Raw genomic sequence first — 18,421 nt, 5'->3', positions numbered from 1 at the left:
ATATTCCGATGAAGCCAAATCGCCCGCCGACGCTGCGCCGTCGGGCTATGGTATACAGCATTTTAGGCATCGCGCTGACGCTGGTCATCGCACTGGGCAGCACGCTGGTTTTAACCTTACAGCGCGAACAGCGCACGCTCGATCAGCGCCTTTTGACCAACGCGCAGATCGTCGCAAACATGGACCACACCCGCCGGTGTCTGCTTGGACAGGATACCCCTGAGGTGCTTTCGGCCTTTCTGCAGCGCACGGCCAACGATCTGGCGCGGCTGGATGTCATTGCGGTCATCGATCCAAATGGTATCGTGTGCGCGTCCGGCACGGCAGAAAACAGTCTGCCCGAGGACACCCTCATCCATCTGGAGGACGGCGACCGCGTGATCTTAGCCGACGGTAAGGCGCCCGCCGGCATGGAGCGCTGTGCCTACGCTGCCGTCTATGACGTGACCGGTGAACACGTCATCGGCATGGTCGCTGCCGGTGTCTACCTGAGCGAGATTCACAGCCAGGTGTTCATCACGCTCGGTCAGTACCTCATTGTCGCCATCATCGCGCTCGCGGTCGGCATTTACCTCTCGCTGCGCTTCACTCAACACCTCAAAGGCGAACTGCTCGGCTTTGAGCCCAGCGACCTGACCGATCTGTTCTGCCAGCGCATGGATATTCTGGAAGCGCTTGAAGAGGGCGTGCTGGCAGTCGACACCAATGGACATATCATCTATATCAATGCCGCGGCGCAGGAAATGCTCCACCTGCAAGGACAAACCTGGCAGGATCGTCCGCTCGACGAGCTGTACAACGACACCGGACTGCTCGACGTCATCCGCACCGGCGAAGGCGCGTACAGCGTCAGCGTCGATGTTGGCCGACAGGTACATATTTTGTCCGACCGCATCCCGTTACGCCGCGGAAACGTCATCGAGGGCGCGGTCGCTATCTTCCGCAACCGCACCGAGGTCACCCGTCTGGCCGAAGATCTGACCGGTGTACGACACATTGTCGAGGCCATGCGCGCCCACATGCACGACTTTATGAACAAACTACATGTCATCTTGGGTCTGCTCGAACTGGGCGAAGCCGATAAGGCCGAGGAATATGTGTTGCACATCACCCAGTCCCGTTCCCAGTCCATCGGCTTTATCGCCGAGCGCATTGCCGACCCGTCGGTCGCTGCCCTGCTCATCGGCAAGATGAGCCACGCGTCCGAGCTTGGCATCGAGCTCAAACTCGACCCGGCCACCAAGGTGCACGCGCTCTGCTCCTACCTGAGCACCGACCTATACATCACCATCCTGGGCAATCTGATCGACAACGCATTCGACGCCTTCCGCGACGCGCCGACTTCGCTGTCCCGTGAGGTCACGGTCAGCATCCGTGAGGAAGAGCTCGGACTGATTTTGAGCGTAGACGACACCGGCCCGGGCATGAATCCCGAGGTACTGTCCCACATTTTCGAGCGCGGATACTCGACCAAGGGTAAAGAGCGCGGCACCGGCCTGTATCTGGTGCGCGAGGCCATCGAGTCGTGCGGCGGCACCATCCGCGTCGAGTCGGTGCCCATGGTCGGCACGACGTTCGTCGTCACCATCCCCAACCACACCCCGACACTGGAGGAACACACATGTACCAAGTTGTGATCGTTGAAGATGACCCCATGATTTCCATGCTCAACGCACGCTTCACCGAAAAGGACGGCCGATTCCATGTCATCCGTACCTTTGAAGCGGGCAATGCAGCCTGGGAGTACCTGCGCATTCATGCGGTCGATCTGGTCATTTTAGATGTCTACATGCCCCAGATGAGCGGTCTGGAGCTGCTGCACCGCATGCGTGCTGCCGGTGTCAGCGCAGAGGTCATTATGATTACCGCCGCAAACGACTCCGAGACCGTCGAATCGCTGCTGCGGCTGGGTGTTGCCGATTTTCTGGTTAAACCCTTCTCCTATGAGCGCTTCCGGCAGGCGCTTGACAACTTCTGCCGCCGGAAAGAGGCGCTGCGCGGCGGCTCAGTCAATCAGCAAAATCTCGATCGTCTGTTTGTCGATGCCGCTGATCCCATCGCAGCACCCAATCTGCCCGCGCCCAAGGGCATGCAGGCCAAAACACTCGAGCACATTCTGGAATTTCTGTCTCAAACTGACGAGCAGTACACCTGCGAGCAGATTTCCGAGCACGTCGGCCTGTCCACCGTCACCGTGCGCCGGTACGTCAATTACCTCGTCGAAATCGGCCGGGTACAGTCGGAAATCAATTACGGCACAGGCGGCCGTCCCAGCATTGTCTATCGCCGGATGTAACGCAAAGCATCCCGGTCGCCAAATCCCTCTGAGCATGCTCAGGGGGATTTTTGATACCCAAAAATCCCCCTGCGGTGTCACGCCATGATACAAATACATGGACATGGTATTGAATTTTTTTATGACAGACTAAGTATTAAGTATTGGACTTTCCGCTTCGATCTCTCTACAATAGAAATCGGCCATTGGCTGTGGATAGACCGTTTTTGTCGCACGAATGAGCTGTTTGAGCGCTGTACTGAGCGGATTATACTGATTCCAGATCAGATAAATGTACACGTCATCAAACTCCTGCACCGGAATGGCGCGATATGCGGCGCACTCCGGCAGCGTGCCGTGAAACACCAGCGTCCCTGCTGTCCCGTTTTGCACCAACTGACTGACGATGGCAATTTGGTTGGTGTGTAGCATGATATTGGGTGTTAATTTATTCTGCGCACAGGTTTTGAGTGTGTTTGTGGTCAAAAAAGATTCCTCTGTGGGCATGACCAGCGGTATAGAACACACCTCGCGCAGCGAAATCTGTTCCCGCTCGGCAAACGGGTGATCGGCTGCCACGTACAGGCAAATTCTGGTTCGCGCGAGCAGATAACCGCCAAATGCTGCCGAAACCGGCGTGTTGGTCGAGATCAGCGCCGCGTCCAGCTCTCCATCCAGTATCTTCTGCTGATTGGTCAGGCTGCCGATCTCTACAACGTCAATTTTAATCTGCGGTGACTGTCTGTGCAGCATGTGCATGATAGACGGGAAAAACAGCGTCGCACTGGCCGGCGGCAGACCGATACGGATAATCTGGTTGGATTGTCCCAGAAATTTCATGCGGCTGACAAAATAATCGCTCTGCTGTAACAGAAGATTGGCTTCTTCCAGGAATTTTCTGCCTTCCTCGGTCAGAACCAGTCCCTTATTCTGCCGCAGAAACAGGGTCAAACCGAATTCCTGTTCCAGCTCATGAATAACATGCGTCAAACCCGGCTGCGAAATATGCAGTTCTTCGGCAGCGCGAGTCAGGTTGTTATGCTTGCACACGACCTGAAAATACTTGAGTTGGGATAGTTTCACAGAGGTCAGCCTTCTTTCTGCATCGATTACTTTCTATTATAGCAGACCACAGGCTGTATGCACATAAAAATAAGGAGGACACAAGATGAAAGATTTATGGAAGCTGTACCGGGTGTTTTTCAGCATCGGGATTTGTACCTTTGGCGGCGGCTACGCCATGCTGTCGCTGCTCCAGCGCGTGATCGTGGAGAAATACCACTGGGCGAGCGAAGAGGAACTAATGGATTATTACGCCATCGGTCAGTGCACCCCCGGTATTATCGCGCTCAACACCTCGACCTTTATCGGCTACAAATACAAAAAATTGCCCGGTTCGATCGTGGCGACACTCGGATTTCTCAGTCCGTCGCTCATCATTATCGTGCTCATCGCAGCATTTCTGCAAAATTACGCCTCGTTTCCCTTGGTCAAGCATGCATTTGCCGGGGTTCGGATTTGCGTCTGCGCACTCATTCTTGATGCTGTGCTCAAGCTGGGCAAAAAATCCATCACCGACAAAATCGGCATCGCTATCTTCCTCATCATCTGCGCACTCGCCGTCTTTACCAACGTGTCCACCATCGCGCTGGTCGTTGTGTCCGGCATCGCAGGTTATGTGATCTACTATGTAAGGGGGCGTAAACAGGCATGATTTTATTGCAGCTCATGTTCGAATTCTGTAAAACCGGACTGTTTGCCGTGGGTGGCGGTCTGGCGACTCTGCCCTTTCTGTACGAAATGGCCGAAAAAACCGGTTGGTTCACCAATCAGGATATTTTGAACCTGATCGCGATTTCGGAGTCCACTCCGGGCGCAATTGGCATCAATATGTCCACTTATGTCGGTTTTCTGACCTCGGGTGTCCCCGGTGCAATCTGTGCGACCCTCGCGCTGGCCGCGCCCTCGGTCGTCATTATCGTGTTCATCGCCAAGTGCATGGAGCAGTTTAAAAACTCCCCCGTCGTCTCAGCTATTTTCCACGGATTGCGCCCCGCTTCCACCGGTCTGATCGTTGCTGCCGGTCTGAGTGTTGCACAGATGGCATTTTTAAAGAGCGACGCAAGCGGAAACATCCTGTCCGCCCTCAATCTCCCCGCCATTGGGCTGGCCGTCGTGCTCTTCGTTCTGCTCCGCAAATTCAAACTTCATCCCATCGCCTACATTAGAGCCGCTGCCGTGATTGGCTGCATTTTCCAGCTGTAAGCACAAAACCACACACAAACAAAAACCACCCGATTGGGTGGTTTTTGTTGTCCAGAATTGCTCACTGTGTCCGCTTCCGAAGAAAAGGGTGAGCAAATAAGTAACGAACTGCAACACTTATTCCCGATTCTCTATTACTTCTTCCTTATTCTTCCGTGCGGATGGATACCCGACTGCCGCCGCCCATTTTGTCCTTGGTCACGACCACCTGACGGGTGATTCTGGCCTTCAGCTCGGGTACATGGGAGATGATACCGACCAGGCGCTGCCCGTCCTCGCTCAGATCTTGCAGCGCGGCAAGCGCCTGCTGCAACGCGTCCTCGCTGAGCGTGCCAAAGCCCTCGTCGACAAACATGGTATCCAGCTTGATGCCGCCCGCCGATTCCTGAATCTCGTCCGAAAGTCCGAGCGCCAGCGACAGCGAAGCCATGAACGCTTCACCGCCCGACAGCGAGGCAACGTCTCGGCTGGTGCCATTATAGTGATCGATGACATTCATGTCCAAACCGCTCTGACTGCGCAGATTACCGGCTTCCTGTCTGCGTACAAGCTCGTACTGTCCGTCGGACATCACTCGGAATCGGATATTCGCGCGCTCGACCACCCGGTCAAAATAAGTTGCCTGTGCGTAAGTTTCCAGCATGATCTTTTCCTTGCCGGTCACCTCGCCGTTGGCTGTGTTGGCCAGACTGCGCACCATTTTGAGCTTTTCCTCAAGTGCAGACTGATCCTGTCCGATCTGTCGCAGCTGGGCGAGATTGTCCTGATTGACTGCCAATGCTGCGGCAAGTTCCTCATTTTCCGTCTGCAACCGCACCTTTCCCTGCTCGATTTTCTCGTATTCCGCTGTGATTTTTTCGCGGACAATTTCCGGCGAGGACGCTATCTGACCGGACAGCGTCTGAATCTGTCCATCGGTTTTGCTGATTTCCTGCTGCTTTTGTGTCAGTCGATCCTGTGCCTCAGCCAGCGCGCGCTCGATGGTCTGTTTCTCTCCTTCCATCTGCGCAATCGCCCGCTCTGCCGTTTGCGAATCGGGATAGCGCAATCCCTGTCGCAGTGTGGCAAGCTGGGCCTGTCGCTCGGCAAGCGCTGTCGTTCTGGATGCCTGCTCAACCTTGCATGCGCCGATCTCCTGCTCCAACGTGCGGCATGCCTGCTCACGCTGCGGAATCTCGGTCTCGAGATGCTGTTTTCGTTCGCACTCTGCGTGCTTTCGCTGCATGGCCTGCCGGCACTGTTCCGCATGCTGATTGACCAGCGCGGTCTGTTCGGTCAATCGCTCGGACAGTGCTTCCATCGGGCAGCCGTCCAGCAGTTTTTCTGCCAGCTCGCGCACGCTCTCCCGTGCAGTGTGCAAGCGCTCATTGCCCGACGTGACCGCGTCCCGCCTATCTTGCAGCTGCTTTTGCAGCGCTTGCTGCCGGGTCTCCTGCGCTTTAATCTGCTCAGTCAATGTGTCTCGGTGCTCTGCTGCCTCTTTGGCCTGCTGTACTGCCTGTTTGGCCTGCAAAAGCTCAGTTTCGAGTACATTTTGTGCCGCAGTCAGGCAATCTTCCAACGCATCGAACGGTTTTCCATCTAATAATTCCTGTGACAGGGCTTGCAGTTCCTCTTTGGCACGGTCGACCGTCGCCCGCACGGCGGACGCTGCCGCACTGGCCTCCCGCTCGGCCGTGAGCGCACGTTCCGCCTGCTGTTTGGCCTGCTCGAGCGCCTGCTCACTCGGCACTTCATCCGCTAAACTTGCAAGATGCGGATGTGTGGTCGCACCACACACCGGACACGGCATTCCCTCCGCCAAGTCTTTGGCGAGCAATCCCGCCTGTCCGCTCAAAAATGCACGATTGAGTGCGTTAAACGCATGCTGTTTTTGCTCATAGGCATCCCGTTTACATACAAAATTCTGCTGTGCGATGTGCAGTTTGTCCAGCAAAGCGATATAATCCTGGTGTTTGCGGCCAATCTGCTCGAGTTCAGCTTGTCTGCGCTGCAAGTGCTCCAGTGCACTCTGCCCTCTGACCAGCCGTTCCCCGGCATCCTGCACTTCAGCCAGTGCGGCACGGTCACGTGTCAGACGCTCGGTCAGTTCATCCCACGCCTGCTGCGCCTGTGCAAGCTGCTGCTCTGCCTGCTTTGTCTGTTCCTCAAGCGCTTGGCATCCGTTCCACTTTTCCTGCAAGGTGCGCAGGCTGTCCAGCCGCTGGGCAATCTGCTCACGCTCGTGCTCGAGCTGTTGCCACTCGGTCTGCACATTTTTGAGTGCATCAAGCTGCTTTTTGAGTTCTTCCAAGGTCTGGCTGTCAGTTTCCAGTGTTTTCTGCTTGCCTTCCAGCGTCTTTTGATCGGCTTGCAGCGCCTCCTGCTCACGCACAAGCTGTCCAGCCCGTGCGTCGATCTCCGCATAGCGCGGCAGCTGTTCCTGCTCCAGCGCGATCTGCTTGCCGAGCGCCTCGGCCCTGGGCATTTCATCCTGTGCCTGTCGAACGCGTTCATCCAAAGCTTCCAGCTGTTGCGCACTCTGCATTTTCTGCTCTTTCAGGTGCGCAAGCTCTCGGTTCCACTGTGCAATCTGCTCGGCTTTTTCGATGAGCGCTTCCAGCTCGCGCAAACGCTTGTCCAAAATGTCCTTCTGTTCTTTGCGTCCCTGCTGCTTGTCTGAATCGGTCTGGATGATCTGGGTAAGCAGCTCTATGGTCTGGCTCAAACTGCGCTGCTCTGCCCGGACGGCCTCCCACTCGAGCGCCATCGGGTGATCTTCCGCACAGCGCACGCTGCGCACGCACTGTTTGACCGCATTTTCTACGTTCCGATACCGGTCTGCCAGCTCTTTTGCGCGCTTGAACAGCAAACCTTGCAGTTGCTGGTAGCGCTCGGTCTGGAAGATATAGCGGAAAATCTCCCGGCGCTTATCGGTCTTGGCTTGCAGCAGTTCACGAAAGTCACCCTGCGCAATCATGGCAATCTGTGTGAATTGCTCATAATCCAGTCCCAAAATCGCCTGAATCTCATCGTTTACTTGCTTAATGCGTGTCAGTACCCGACCGTCCGGCATGGTCAGCTCGACACCAGCATTCTCCTGCGTCATTTTATCCCCACGCAGTGCGCGGCGCTCGTAAGTCGGGTTGCGGCGAATGGTGTACTGCTGGTCGCGATAGCAAAATACCAATTCCACATAGGTCGGGGTTTTGGGATCGGCGTACTTGGAGCGCAGCATGGTTGCATTGCGGTTGCGCCCGCTGGTCTCGCCGTACAGCGCAAAGGTGATTGCATCAAACAGCGTGGTCTTGCCCGCGCCGGTGTCGCCGGTAATCAGGTACAGACCGTTTTGCCCCAGCTTGTCCAGCTCCAATTCCGATTTTCCCGCGTACGGCCCAAAGGCCGACATGGTCAGCTTGATCGGTCTCATTGCTCTCCCTCCCAAATTTCCGCGATGAGCTCACGCATATATGCACGCTGCTCGTCGTTCATGGACTGTCCGTTCTGCGCCTCATACAATTCCTCAAACAATTCGATCGGCTGCGCTAGCGGCGCGCGTGCGCCCAATACCGAAGTCTGACTGCGCGTGCGCGTGTTGTCGTAGGCCATGTGCATGAGGTTGGGATACAGGGCACGCAGGCGGTTCATTGCATTCGGGACATCCTGTTCATCAGTCAAGATGATCTCGCAGTAGTCCTCGCATACCTCCTGCCGTGCCATCAGATCTTCAAACGTTCCACAGAACTGGCAGACATCCCGTTTGGGCTGCAAGGGAATGAGCTGTACGTTCACCGTACCCTTTTCGCCCAAGTCAACCAGCGTGACGCTCTTGTTCTGGTTGCGCTCGGAAATGGAATATTTGAGCGGTGAACCGGCATAGCGGATGCCATCGCCGCCCGCACGCTGTGCACCGTGCAGATGGCCGAGGGCGACATAGTCAAAGGGAGAAAATACGCTGGCATCCACCGCGTCCAGTCCACCGATTGCCAGCTCTTCCGAGCCGCTCAGCGCCGCGCCGGTGACAAACTGGTGAACGACCGCCACGTTTCTGCGGTTTGTGTCCAGTTTCAAACTGTCTACCACCGTGCGCATGGCATCGGTGTAGTCCTCAATCTTGGCATCCGGGAAAAAGGGACGCACATGCACCGGTTTGAGAAACGGAATCAGGTAAAACGCGACCTCTCCCGCCGCGTCTGTGAGTACGATGGGCTGTACCTCACCCTGATAGACTGGCGAGACGTGAATGCCGCTTGCCTCCATCAGCTGATTTCCAAAGGCGACGCGCTCGGCAGAATCATGATTGCCGCTGATGAGAAAAACGTCCAGTTTGCGTTTGGACAGCTGCACCAGAAAATGATCGAACAGGCTGACTGCTTCCTCAGGCGGAATGGTACGGTCGTACACATCCCCGGCGATCACAACCGCCTGCGGCGTATAGGTATCGATGATGGTCAAAATCTGTGACAGGATATATTTCTGATCGTCCAGCATGGAAAATCCATTCACCCGCTTGCCCAGATGCAGGTCAGCCAGATGCAAAAGACGCATAAAAATCCCTTCTTTCCAGGAAAATTTCCAGCAGAGTGCAGAAAAATTGCGCTCCGCGATTTGTTTCTATCCCTATCATAGCAAATCGCCCTGTGCCCTGTAAAGTCACAGGCGGGTATAAAAACAGGACAGCATGCTGTCCTGTTTTCATGTCACAAAAGTTTTTTCATACAGGTGGTCTCGCGCTCGATGAGGTGAACCGGGAACACAAACTGCTTGCCCCGCTTTTCCAGTCCTTTCGGGTCGCAGATGATCGAGATGGCCTTGCGCCCCATCTCCTCGATCGGCTGATGAATGGTGGTCAGCTCGGGTGAGATCAGCGAGGACAGATGCACGTCATCAAAACCGATGAGCTGAATCTGCTCGGGCACCGAAATATTGCGCTTGTGCAAAATCTTGTAAATCGAGATTGCAACGATGTCGTTGCAGGCAATGATGCCGTCTACATCGGGATAGGAGCTCAGCAGCTCCTCGGTGACCGCCATTCCGGCGTGAAAATCGTAGTCACACTCAATGGAATGCTGCTCGATGCCGTTGTCTTCGCAAAAATCGACATATCCCTGATAACGCGCCTGCGCAGTGAACAGCTGCTGTGGTCCCTTGATGCACACGATCTTGCGGCAGCCGCATTTGTGCAGGTGCTCGGCAGCCATCATGCCGCCCTGATAATAATTGCAGTAGATATAGGCGTTGACATCCTTCGTCCGAAACAGGGAGTCCAGGATAACGACCGGAATCTCACACTGTGACAGCTCGTGCTGCAATTCGCTGTTGTTGGACGCGATGATGATGCCGTCCGCGTTGGCCGAAATCAGCATCTGAATCGCCGAGCGCTCCCGGTCGAGGTCGTGCTCGACATTGCACAGCAGGATGCGAAATCCCAGCTCTTTCGCCGCTCGGTCGATCACGTCGGCCATCTGGGTAAAATACGGGTTCTGAATACTCGGGATGATGAATCCGATGGTCTTACTGGACTTTTTAAACAGCGTGCGCGCCACCTCATTGGGCACAAAATCGGTCTCACTGATCGCCCGCAGTACCTTTTCTCTTTTTTCCTCTGTCACGTTTGCCGTTCCGTTCATCACACGGGATACGGTTGCAGGCGATACGCCCGCAAGCTTAGCCACGTCACGAATGCTGGCCATATCACACCTCGCCATGGAATAACTCTTACACTAGCATTATAGCATCGGAATACAGGCACAACAAGGACAACTTTCTATACATTTTCACGCAAAAGACCGTTCTCTGCGAAGGCTCCGACCGTCCTCTTCCCTCTGCTCTCCTCTTCTGTGCAAAACACCTAGTTTATCGTATATGCTGCTCGGTTTTTGTTAATTTTTTAACTTATTTTTGTCTAAAATATCCTTGTCTAAAATTGCCAATAACCGCCTTTCCAATCTGGCGGAAACGTAGAAATGTAAATCAACCTGTTGACTTTTTATCGGGTCAAGCGTATGATGAACTCACTTGAAACGGGTTTCAAAGAAACTTTTACGGCGTATTGAAATCTCACAGGGAAAAGGAGAGATCACAAACATGAAAAGAAACGGCATTCTCAACAGCGATGTTTCCCGTGTTCTGTCGTACATGGGACACACCGACCAAATCGCGATCGGCGACTGCGGCCTGCCCATTCCCGACAGCACCGAACGCATCGACCTCGCACTCGCATTCGGAGAACCACCCTTCATCCGCGTGCTCGAGCTTGTCTTACAGGACATGAAAGTGGAAAAGATCATCCTCGCCGAGGAAATCACCGACCAGAACCCCGACATGCTCGCAAAAATCCAGGCTCTTTTCAAGGGACAGAAGGTTGACGTTGAGTTTGTGCCCCACACCGCGTTCAAGGCAAAGACCGCGGACTGCAAGGCTGTCATCCGCACCGGCGAGACCACACCCTACGCCAACATCATTTTACAGTCGGGCTGCATTTTTGCCGATTGAAAGAGAGGGATACCATGCATATCGAAATGAAGGGGATCAACAAGGCATTCACCTCCAATCAGGTGCTGAAAAACGCCGGTTTCTTCCTCAAAGATGGCGAAGTTCACGCCCTGATGGGCGAAAACGGTGCAGGTAAATCCACCCTGATGAAGATCCTGACCGGTGTTTACCAGTATGACAGCGGCACCATTTTGGTCGACGGCAAGGAGGTTCGCTACAAGAACCCGCAGGAAGCCGAAAAGGCCGGTATCGTGTTCATCTATCAGGAACTCAACGTTCTCTTTGATCTGACGGTTGAGGAAAACCTGTTCATGGGCAAGGAGATTGCCAACAAGTTCGGTGTCTGCGACCGCAAGGCTATGCGCAAGAAGGCGCAGGAAATCATGGACAAGATGGGCGTACATATCCCGGTCGGCGCGGTCATGTCCGAGCTGAGTGTCGGCCAGCAGCAGATGGTCGAAATCTGTAAAGCACTGATGGTCGATGCCAAGGTACTCATCATGGACGAACCGACCGCAGCACTCACCCAGAGCGAGACCGAAGTGCTCTTCGAGGTCATGAAGTCGCTCAAGGCCAAGGGTGTATCCATCGTGTACATCTCGCACCGCATGGAGGAAATCTTTGCACTGTGCGACCGCATCACCATCCTGCGCGACGGTGAGTACATCGATACCCGCTACATCAAAGACATCACGATGGACGATGTCGTTCAGATGATGATCGGCCGTACCATCGGCGAGCGCTTCCCGCAGCGTCACCTGACCATCGGTGGTGAAGTGCTCCGCGTAGAAAATCTGTCTCACAAATCGCTCTTCCACGGCGTCAATTTCTCGGTACATGCCGGTGAGGTACTGGGCGTCAGCGGTCTGATGGGTGCCGGACGCACCGAGATCATGCAGGCCATCTTCGGCAATCTGCCGGTTGTGGAAGGTAAAATCTTCATCGACGGTGCCGAGGTCAAGATTCACAACACCCGCGACGCCATTCACGCGGGCATCGGTTTCATCACCGAAGACCGCAAGACCGAAGGTCTGCTGCTCGACAAGAGCATCGCGCAGAACATCGAACTTGCAAACCTCGACCGTGTGTCCAATCGCGGTGTGATCTCGAACGCCAAGCGCAATACACTGGTCAAGCAGGGCATCGAAGAGTTCCGTATCCGCTGCTTTAACGCCGATCAGGAATGTGGCAGCCTCAGCGGCGGCAACCAGCAAAAGGTCGTTATCGCAAAGTGGGTGTACAAGCAGCCCAAAATCCTCATTCTCGACGAGCCCACCCGCGGTGTGGATATCGGTGCAAAGAAAGAGATTTACAACATCATAAACCAGCTCGCGGCGCAGGGTGTGGCCATCATTCTGGTCTCCTCCGAGCTGCCCGAGGTGCTGGGTATGAGCGACCGCATCATGGTCGTATGCGAGGGACGCGTCACGGGCATCGTGAACGCGGCCGAAGCCGATCAGGCAAAGATTATGACATTAGCGACTGGGGGTAACATCGCATGAATCAGAAAAGTAAAAAATTAAACGCCATCGTTAGCGAATATGGCGCGTTTATTGCACTGGCGGCACTTGTGATCATTTTAAGCCTCATCAGCGCCGAGTTCCGTCAGCCCAGCAACCTCTTGAACCTGCTCCGTCAGGCATCGTTTAACGGACTGATCGCGGTCGGTATGACCTGCGTCATCCTGTCGGACGGCATCGATCTGTCGGTCGGCTCGACCTTCGCACTCAGCGCCGTCGTCTGTGCCGAGCTGCTCATGGCCGGCTTCCCCGCTTTTGCCTCCATCATCATCGCACTCATCGTCGGCACGCTGCTCGGTGCAATCAGCGGTCTGCTGGTCACCAAGGGCAGATTGCAGCCGTTCATCGCAACCCTCATCACCATGACCGCTTACCGTGGTCTTGCCATGATTATCACCGACGGCAAGCCGATTTCCCGTCTGGCTGCCAACATCAGCAGCGAAAGCGGTGCATTTCTGTTCAAGCTCATCGGTAAGGGCAACATCGCTTCCAGCTTCAACCCCGACCTCAAGATCCCGATTCCGGCGATCATTCTGGTTCTGGTCTTCGCGATCTTCTATTTCATCCTCAATCGCACCTGCTTCGGCCGCCGTATCTACGCAACCGGCAGCAATGAAAAATGTGCAACGCTGGTCGGTGTCAATACCACTCGCGTGCGAATTATGGTATACTCTATTTCGGGATTCCTCGCCGCATTGGCAGGCCTCATCATGATCTCTCGTGTCGACTCCGCACAGCCGACGCTGGGCGACGGCTATGAACTGGATGCAATCGCAGCGGTTGCTCTGGGCGGCACCAGCATGAGCGGCGGCCGCGGTAAGATCATCGGCACGGTTGCCGGTGTCCTGATTATCGCAGTGCTCAACAACGGTCTGAATATTCTGGAAGTCACGTCGTACTATCAGGATGTCATCAAGGCAATCGTCATTCTGGTAGCCGTACTGTCCGACAGCAAGAGATGAGAAGAGGGATTTACCAATGAAAAAATTTATTGCGTTCGTATTAAGTGCACTGACCGTGTTCACCTTGAGCGGCTGTATGGTCACCATTGACGGTGAAGGCTCGGGTTCTTCGGCCAGTGAAAAGAGCGGTGCGATCGGTCTTTCGATCTCCACCCAGAACAACCCGTTCTTTGTCACCCTAGCCGAGGGCGCGGAAAAGGCTGCACAGGATCTGGGCGTTTCGCTGACCGTCGTAGACGCAGGCGATGACGTCACCAAGCAGGTCAGCGACATTGAAGACCTGGTTTCCAAGAACATCAGCGTGCTGATCGTCAACCCGGTTGACTCGGATGCGGTCACCGGTGCCGTGCAGGCTGCCATGGATCAGGGCGTCAAGGTCATCTCGGTTGACCGCGCGGTCAACGGCGTTGACATTGACTGCCAGATCGCGTCCGACAACGTCGCCGGCGCTGAACTCGCAACCCAGTACATCGTCGATACCCTGGGCGAGGGCGTCGAGGTCGCGGAGCTCCAGGGCACCCCGGGTGCATCGGCTGCCATCGACCGCGGTGAAGGCTTCCACAACATCGCAGATGAAAAGCTGAACGTCGTCGCCAGCCAGACCGCAAACTTCGACCGCACCGAGGGTATGACGGTCATGGAGAACATGCTCCAGTCCAATGGCAACATCAAGGCGGTCTTTGCAGCGAATGATGAGATGGCGCTCGGTGCTGTCGAGGCTGTCGCAGGCGCTGGCAAGGACATTCTGGTGGTCGGCTTCGACGCAACCGATGACGCGATCGCTGCCATCAAGGCCGGACGCATGGGCGCTACCATCGCACAGCAGCCCGATCTGATCGGTCAGACCGCTGTTGAGAACGCAGTCAAGCTCATTAACGGCGAGACCATCGAAAAATCCATTCCCGTCGAGGTAACTCTGATTACCAAGGACAACGCATAAGGAGTGTCTTATGAAAGTACTCAACATCGGTTCCATGAACCTCGATCATGTGTACACGGTCGATCATATCGTCGAACCCGGTGAAACCCAGTCCTCCACCCAATTACAGCTGTTTTTGGGTGGAAAGGGTATGAACCAGTCGGTCGCACTGGCAAAAGCCGGTGTGGAAGTCTACCAGGGCGGTATGATCGGTGCGGACGGCGGCGTATTTCTGGACGCTTGCCGGGAGTACGGCATTCATGCCGACTATATCCGCACGGTCGATGCACGCACCGGTCATGCAATCATCCAGATCGACAAAAACGCACAAAACTGCATTCTGCTCTACGGCGGTGCCAATCAGGCACTGACCGAGGCCTATGTTGATGAAGTCATCAGCCAGTTTGACTCGGGTGATATCCTGCTGCTGCAAAACGAGGTCAATCTGCTGCCCTACATCGTCGACCGCGGCTATGCACAAGGTATGAAGATCGTACTCAACCCTTCCCCCTTCGACGACAAGCTCAAAGCGGTTGATATGACCAAGATTTCCCTGTTCCTGCTTAATGAAATCGAGGGCTACCAGCTGACCGGCTGCCGCGAGCCCGACGCGATCATTGACAGCATCCGTGAGCGTTTCCCGCACGCAGCCGTCGTGCTGACACTGGGTTCGGACGGCGCGGTCTATGCCGACCAGTCCTGCAAGCATTTCCAGCCCATCTTCCCGGTCAAGGCTGTGGACACCACCGCTGCTGGCGACACGTTTACCGGCTATTTCATCGCCGGTCTTGCACAGGGCATGGAAATCCCCGACATTTTGCGCATGAGCGCAAAGGCTTCTTCCATCGCGGTATCCCGTGCCGGTGCGGTCCCCTCCATTCCCTATCGGAATGAAGTGATCGCATCGCTTGAAGCATAAAATTTCCCCTACTACTCCAAAAAAGACGACTGACCTCGCGGTCAGCCGTCTTTTTTATATTGGGAAGTAATCCTATGATATGTGCGTTAGTTTACGACCTCGATTTTAAGATCAGAGGTCATGCGCAGCGTCAGCGTATCCTTACCGCTGGTCAGAACAATGGTGTTGTCCTTTCCGTCCTGGAACGCTTTGGCACCCAGATAAATCGTTCGTTTTTCCGAGTATACATTATATTCGGTGTCATGGTAAACGCTGCTTGCATACTCTGTCGAAGTATACGAGGTCTCGTTGACCTGTACGCCGGTCACCGTGCGCATCCAGTCTGCAACCGCCTGCTTCGGGAATGACTTATAGCTCAGCTTATAATATCCGTACATCTTTTCCACTGTCGGCATCTGCGCACGCGCGTCAAAGTCGTCGCTCGGTGCTTCCTCGGATACCGTGACCGTAAAGGTCAGAGGCTTGAATCCACCGACCTGCGCGATGGTCACCGTGTTCTCTCCGGTCTGGAAGCCGTCCGCAGTCAGCTCCAGCAGTCCATCCTGTACCGCAAAGCTGTGCTTGCCCGACAGGATCTTCTGATGCTGGTAGGTCTTGGTGTCGTCGCCATGCTGCACGGTTACCTTGGTATACGCACCGATCGCATTCAGATAATCCTGTGCGTCTCCGTTTAGGTGAATGCGATAGTGGTCGGGCTTTGCCGTATCGGTCACACGCTGTGCACTATCAAATGCCGGCGCTTCCTTGCCCTCAGGCATGGTCTCCTCCCGCGTCATCACGGCATAGCCGCTGGATGCATCTACCAGCATGCGCACCGGTGCATAGCCTTCCAGCGTAATCAGAATCTCGTTCTGCTCCTTGCTGAATGCGCTCGAGCTGAGATAGAGTACAGGCTGATTTTCCGTTCTGACATTCCAGCAAAACATATTGTCACGCAGGGTGTCCGACTCCGTCTGTTCCAGATATCGGGTTCCGTTGACCGCAATCTGATACTTTTTCAGTCTCCATTTGCCGTTTTCCTCGTTCAGCGTCAGCTGATAGGTTCCTTCCGGTGCAGTGCGCGTACCGCTGACCTTAGAAATACCCAGCGCGGGCAATTCACCGCTCAGTTCCACCTTGGTCGAACGCATGCCGTAATACTTGGCAGTCACCTGAACGGTGTAAGTTCCGTTTTGTGTAAACGCACCCGGCAGAATGCCAATCGTCGTGTTGTCGTTGACCGTGTACCAGTCGTTGCTGGAATCGCCGCCCTGATCCTTGGTCAGCAGCTGGGTCGTCACACCCTTGGGATCGATGATCTCAACCTTTTGCAGGTGCTTCATAAAGTCACCCTGGGTGTTTGTGAGTCGGACAAAGACCGCCTCATCATGTCCAAACGTCGGCTTCTTGGCTTCCAGCTGGACATTCTGTTCCAGATTCTTGCCATAAACGATATTAAGGTAGGTTCTGCGGTAGCCATCGGCATCCAGCGTAATGCGCTTGGGACCAAAATCGAAGTCCGCCAGCGAGCGACCATAAACGGTCAGGCGATCGTCTTCGATCTTGTAGTCTCTGCCCTCTTCCAAACGCGGGAACTGATGACCATCGACCATAATCCCCGTGATTGCCTTGAGATAGGTCGAATCGTCGCACGACAGAATCATATCTTCGCCTTCGGGGACGAGCTGGTCAGGTCGTTTCTGTCCCTTTGCGTCGATCAGTTCCATGGTCGGCGCCAGTTTGCCCAGATAAACGCCGCCCATCTGGGTTTCACCAAGCAGACCGTCTTCCAGCACTTCCTTGATGGCATACGGATTGCCGCCGCTGAGTTTTCCGTGCTTTGCATACTCCTCAAAAGTCAGATACTCGCCGTTTTTCTTGGCACGCTGCACGGCATCCATATAATCCATCCAGTCGTATCCATGCCGTCTGTCTGCATCATACACTGCATCCCACTTATTCTTCATCAGAAAACTCCAGCGTCTGTTGATGCTGTTGCTCTCCGGCGTGCGCAGTCCCAGCTTGCCGAGAATCTGCGCATTGCTCAGCAGGTCTTCATTAAAAATAATGTTTGCCGGCATGACCATGCTGCCTTCGCCGCCGCTGCCGCTGCCGCCGCCCGTCGCGTGGCTGACTGCGTCAACACGCACCGGCTTGGGCTTGGGCTTTGCTGTAGGTGTTCGGTCTACAGTGTATCCCGGAATGGGCTGTCCCTTTTCCATCTCGAACGTGCACGACATATCCTTAAAACCGGTCGAATGCACGGTCAGGGTATAGGTGCCGAGCTGTGTAAACAGCGCTTCCTTCTCATTATCATTATATAATACAAACAGATTGCCGATCAGATACCAGTCCTTAATGATGGTCAGCGACTTGGTCGTGCCGTCCGGGTAGGTCAGCTCAGCAGCGTAGGCCGGCATAAGCACGCCATAGGTCATATCGGACACATCAAAAAACGCCTTGGGCTCGGTCGTCCAAACCGGGTCAAGCTGCGGGGTGATGGTCGGCGCCTTGTCGTTTACGACATGAATGGGAATCAGTGCGGTCTCCTTGCCCTCGGCACGAACGCGCACGTAATACCGTCCATTGGAATAAAAATTGGTCTGTCCGAGCGGGATGGTCAGTTTGGCAACCGTATGCTGTCCGTCGTCCGATTTGACACCGATCTCAAACGAGCAGCCCAGCGCAGCATTGACCGTGCGCTTGTTTTCATCGAACGATACCAGCTGCACGCTGCTGCTGTCATCGGTGCGGATGGCATCGACCCATGCCCGGTCGCGCTCGCTCTCGTAGCTGAGCTGGATCTCGACCTGTCCGCTGACCCCGTATCCACCGCCGCCGGTCTCGGAAATCACGGCATCAGGCGCGAAATACGCCGGAACACCGCTGTCCTGCTGGTCACCCGGCAGGGCAAACGTGGTCTTCTCCGGTGTGACACGAATGCTTCCGTTTTTATCGTAATTGGTCAGATGGTAGTCCCAGACGTACAGCGAATCATGACCCATAAGATCAGCCGGCGCGGCCATGGCCGATGTACTGACGACCGACAGGACCAGCGCCATCGATGCCGCTGCACGACCGAATTTCTTGCAATTCATGGTCTTTTCC

At 55.0% G+C, this 18,421-nt stretch carries 14 protein-coding genes; 9 read left to right on the top strand and 5 right to left on the bottom strand.

Features of this window, described 5'->3' with window-relative positions:
• Positions 1-8: 8 nt before the first annotated feature.
• Complete coding sequence (locus B5F17_RS02905; RefSeq protein ID WP_087370600.1) at positions 9-1,637, top strand: ATP-binding protein; 1,629 nt, start codon at positions 9-11, stop codon at positions 1,635-1,637.
• Complete coding sequence (locus tag B5F17_RS02900) at positions 1,622-2,296, top strand: response regulator (protein WP_087370597.1); 675 nt, start codon at positions 1,622-1,624, stop codon at positions 2,294-2,296. Before B5F17_RS02905 ends, B5F17_RS02900 begins: the two co-directional genes overlap by 16 nt.
• Positions 2,297-2,425: 129 nt before the next feature.
• On the opposite strand, the gene B5F17_RS02895 is transcribed toward B5F17_RS02900, so the two are convergent.
• Positions 2,426-3,358, bottom strand: a complete 933-nt coding sequence (locus tag B5F17_RS02895) for a LysR family transcriptional regulator (RefSeq protein ID WP_016147352.1) — start codon at positions 3,356-3,358, stop codon at positions 2,426-2,428.
• An 85-nt stretch (positions 3,359-3,443) separates the two neighbouring features.
• Here B5F17_RS02895 and B5F17_RS02890 point away from each other — a divergent pair, with 85 nt between their 5' ends.
• Positions 3,444-3,989 (top strand): chromate transporter, encoded by a 546-nt coding sequence (locus B5F17_RS02890; RefSeq protein WP_087370592.1) that lies wholly within the window; start codon positions 3,444-3,446, stop codon positions 3,987-3,989.
• On the top strand, positions 3,986-4,540 hold the full coding sequence (locus B5F17_RS02885; protein WP_087370589.1) for a chromate transporter: 555 nt from the start codon (positions 3,986-3,988) through the stop codon (positions 4,538-4,540). Before B5F17_RS02890 ends, B5F17_RS02885 begins: the two co-directional genes overlap by 4 nt.
• Before the next feature lie 145 nt (positions 4,541-4,685).
• Here B5F17_RS02885 and B5F17_RS02880 read toward each other — a convergent pair whose 3' ends face one another.
• The 3 genes from B5F17_RS02880 to B5F17_RS02870 all read right to left on the bottom strand — a co-directional run bounded on the left by B5F17_RS02880 (position 4,686) and on the right by B5F17_RS02870 (position 10,212).
• A complete protein-coding gene (locus tag B5F17_RS02880; protein ID WP_087370586.1) occupies positions 4,686-7,949 on the bottom strand; it encodes an AAA family ATPase in 3,264 nt (1,087 codons plus the stop codon).
• Complete coding sequence (locus tag B5F17_RS02875; RefSeq protein WP_087370582.1) at positions 7,946-9,067, bottom strand: exonuclease SbcCD subunit D; 1,122 nt, start codon at positions 9,065-9,067, stop codon at positions 7,946-7,948. Before B5F17_RS02875 ends, B5F17_RS02880 begins: the two co-directional genes overlap by 4 nt.
• Positions 9,068-9,219: 152 nt before the next feature.
• The gene (locus B5F17_RS02870) at positions 9,220-10,212 is read right to left on the bottom strand and encodes a LacI family DNA-binding transcriptional regulator (protein ID WP_087370579.1); all 993 of its coding nucleotides are present in this window, start codon (positions 10,210-10,212) and stop codon (positions 9,220-9,222) included.
• Between the two features lie 394 nt (positions 10,213-10,606).
• On the opposite strand from B5F17_RS02870, the gene rbsD reads away from it, so the two are divergent.
• Genes rbsD through B5F17_RS02845 form a run of 5 tightly spaced genes read left to right on the top strand, consistent with a single transcriptional unit; the run spans position 10,607 to position 15,334 of the window.
• Positions 10,607-11,014, top strand: a complete 408-nt coding sequence (gene rbsD, locus B5F17_RS02865; RefSeq protein ID WP_087370575.1) for a D-ribose pyranase — start codon at positions 10,607-10,609, stop codon at positions 11,012-11,014.
• 14 nt (positions 11,015-11,028) lie between these two features.
• On the top strand, positions 11,029-12,516 hold the full coding sequence (locus B5F17_RS02860) for a sugar ABC transporter ATP-binding protein (protein ID WP_087370572.1): 1,488 nt from the start codon (positions 11,029-11,031) through the stop codon (positions 12,514-12,516).
• Positions 12,513-13,496: an ABC transporter permease gene (locus B5F17_RS02855; RefSeq protein WP_087370569.1), complete on the top strand. Its 984-nt coding sequence runs from the start codon at positions 12,513-12,515 to the stop codon at positions 13,494-13,496. Before B5F17_RS02860 ends, B5F17_RS02855 begins: the two co-directional genes overlap by 4 nt.
• A gap of 16 nt (positions 13,497-13,512) precedes the next feature.
• Positions 13,513-14,436 carry a substrate-binding domain-containing protein gene (locus B5F17_RS02850; protein ID WP_087370566.1) on the top strand — a complete coding sequence of 308 codons (924 nt, stop codon included), beginning with the start codon at positions 13,513-13,515 and terminating at the stop codon, positions 14,434-14,436.
• A gap of 10 nt (positions 14,437-14,446) precedes the next feature.
• Positions 14,447-15,334: a ribokinase gene (locus B5F17_RS02845; protein ID WP_087370563.1), complete on the top strand. Its 888-nt coding sequence runs from the start codon at positions 14,447-14,449 to the stop codon at positions 15,332-15,334.
• Positions 15,335-15,420: 86 nt separating this feature from the next.
• Here B5F17_RS02845 and B5F17_RS02840 read toward each other — a convergent pair whose 3' ends face one another.
• Positions 15,421-18,411 (bottom strand): hemoblobin-interacting domain-containing protein, encoded by a 2,991-nt coding sequence (locus B5F17_RS02840; RefSeq protein WP_087370560.1) that lies wholly within the window; start codon positions 18,409-18,411, stop codon positions 15,421-15,423.
• Between the last annotated feature and the right edge of the window lie 10 nt (positions 18,412-18,421).

Origin of the sequence: Butyricicoccus pullicaecorum (assembly GCF_002160355.1) — a bacterium.
Classification (GTDB): domain Bacteria; phylum Bacillota; class Clostridia; order Oscillospirales; family Butyricicoccaceae; genus Butyricicoccus; species Butyricicoccus pullicaecorum.
Note: the sequence above shows the minus strand (reverse complement) of the source record. Positions and strands in the feature narration are given on the sequence as shown.

Coding starts and splice junctions, on each gene's coding strand:
- B5F17_RS02905 (WP_087370600.1), top strand. CDS start 9: ATGAAGCCAAATCGCCCGCCGACGCTGCGCCGTCGGGCTATGGTATAC.
- B5F17_RS02900 (WP_087370597.1), top strand. CDS start 1,622: ATGTACCAAGTTGTGATCGTTGAAGATGACCCCATGATTTCCATGCTC.
- B5F17_RS02890 (WP_087370592.1), top strand. CDS start 3,444: ATGAAAGATTTATGGAAGCTGTACCGGGTGTTTTTCAGCATCGGGATT.
- B5F17_RS02885 (WP_087370589.1), top strand. CDS start 3,986: ATGATTTTATTGCAGCTCATGTTCGAATTCTGTAAAACCGGACTGTTT.
- B5F17_RS02880 (WP_087370586.1), bottom strand. CDS start 7,949: ATGAGACCGATCAAGCTGACCATGTCGGCCTTTGGGCCGTACGCGGGA.
- B5F17_RS02875 (WP_087370582.1), bottom strand. CDS start 9,067: ATGCGTCTTTTGCATCTGGCTGACCTGCATCTGGGCAAGCGGGTGAAT.
- B5F17_RS02870 (WP_087370579.1), bottom strand. CDS start 10,212: ATGGCCAGCATTCGTGACGTGGCTAAGCTTGCGGGCGTATCGCCTGCA.
- rbsD (WP_087370575.1), top strand. CDS start 10,607: ATGAAAAGAAACGGCATTCTCAACAGCGATGTTTCCCGTGTTCTGTCG.
- B5F17_RS02860 (WP_087370572.1), top strand. CDS start 11,029: ATGCATATCGAAATGAAGGGGATCAACAAGGCATTCACCTCCAATCAG.
- B5F17_RS02855 (WP_087370569.1), top strand. CDS start 12,513: ATGAATCAGAAAAGTAAAAAATTAAACGCCATCGTTAGCGAATATGGC.
- B5F17_RS02850 (WP_087370566.1), top strand. CDS start 13,513: ATGAAAAAATTTATTGCGTTCGTATTAAGTGCACTGACCGTGTTCACC.
- B5F17_RS02845 (WP_087370563.1), top strand. CDS start 14,447: ATGAAAGTACTCAACATCGGTTCCATGAACCTCGATCATGTGTACACG.
- B5F17_RS02840 (WP_087370560.1), bottom strand. CDS start 18,411: ATGAATTGCAAGAAATTCGGTCGTGCAGCGGCATCGATGGCGCTGGTC.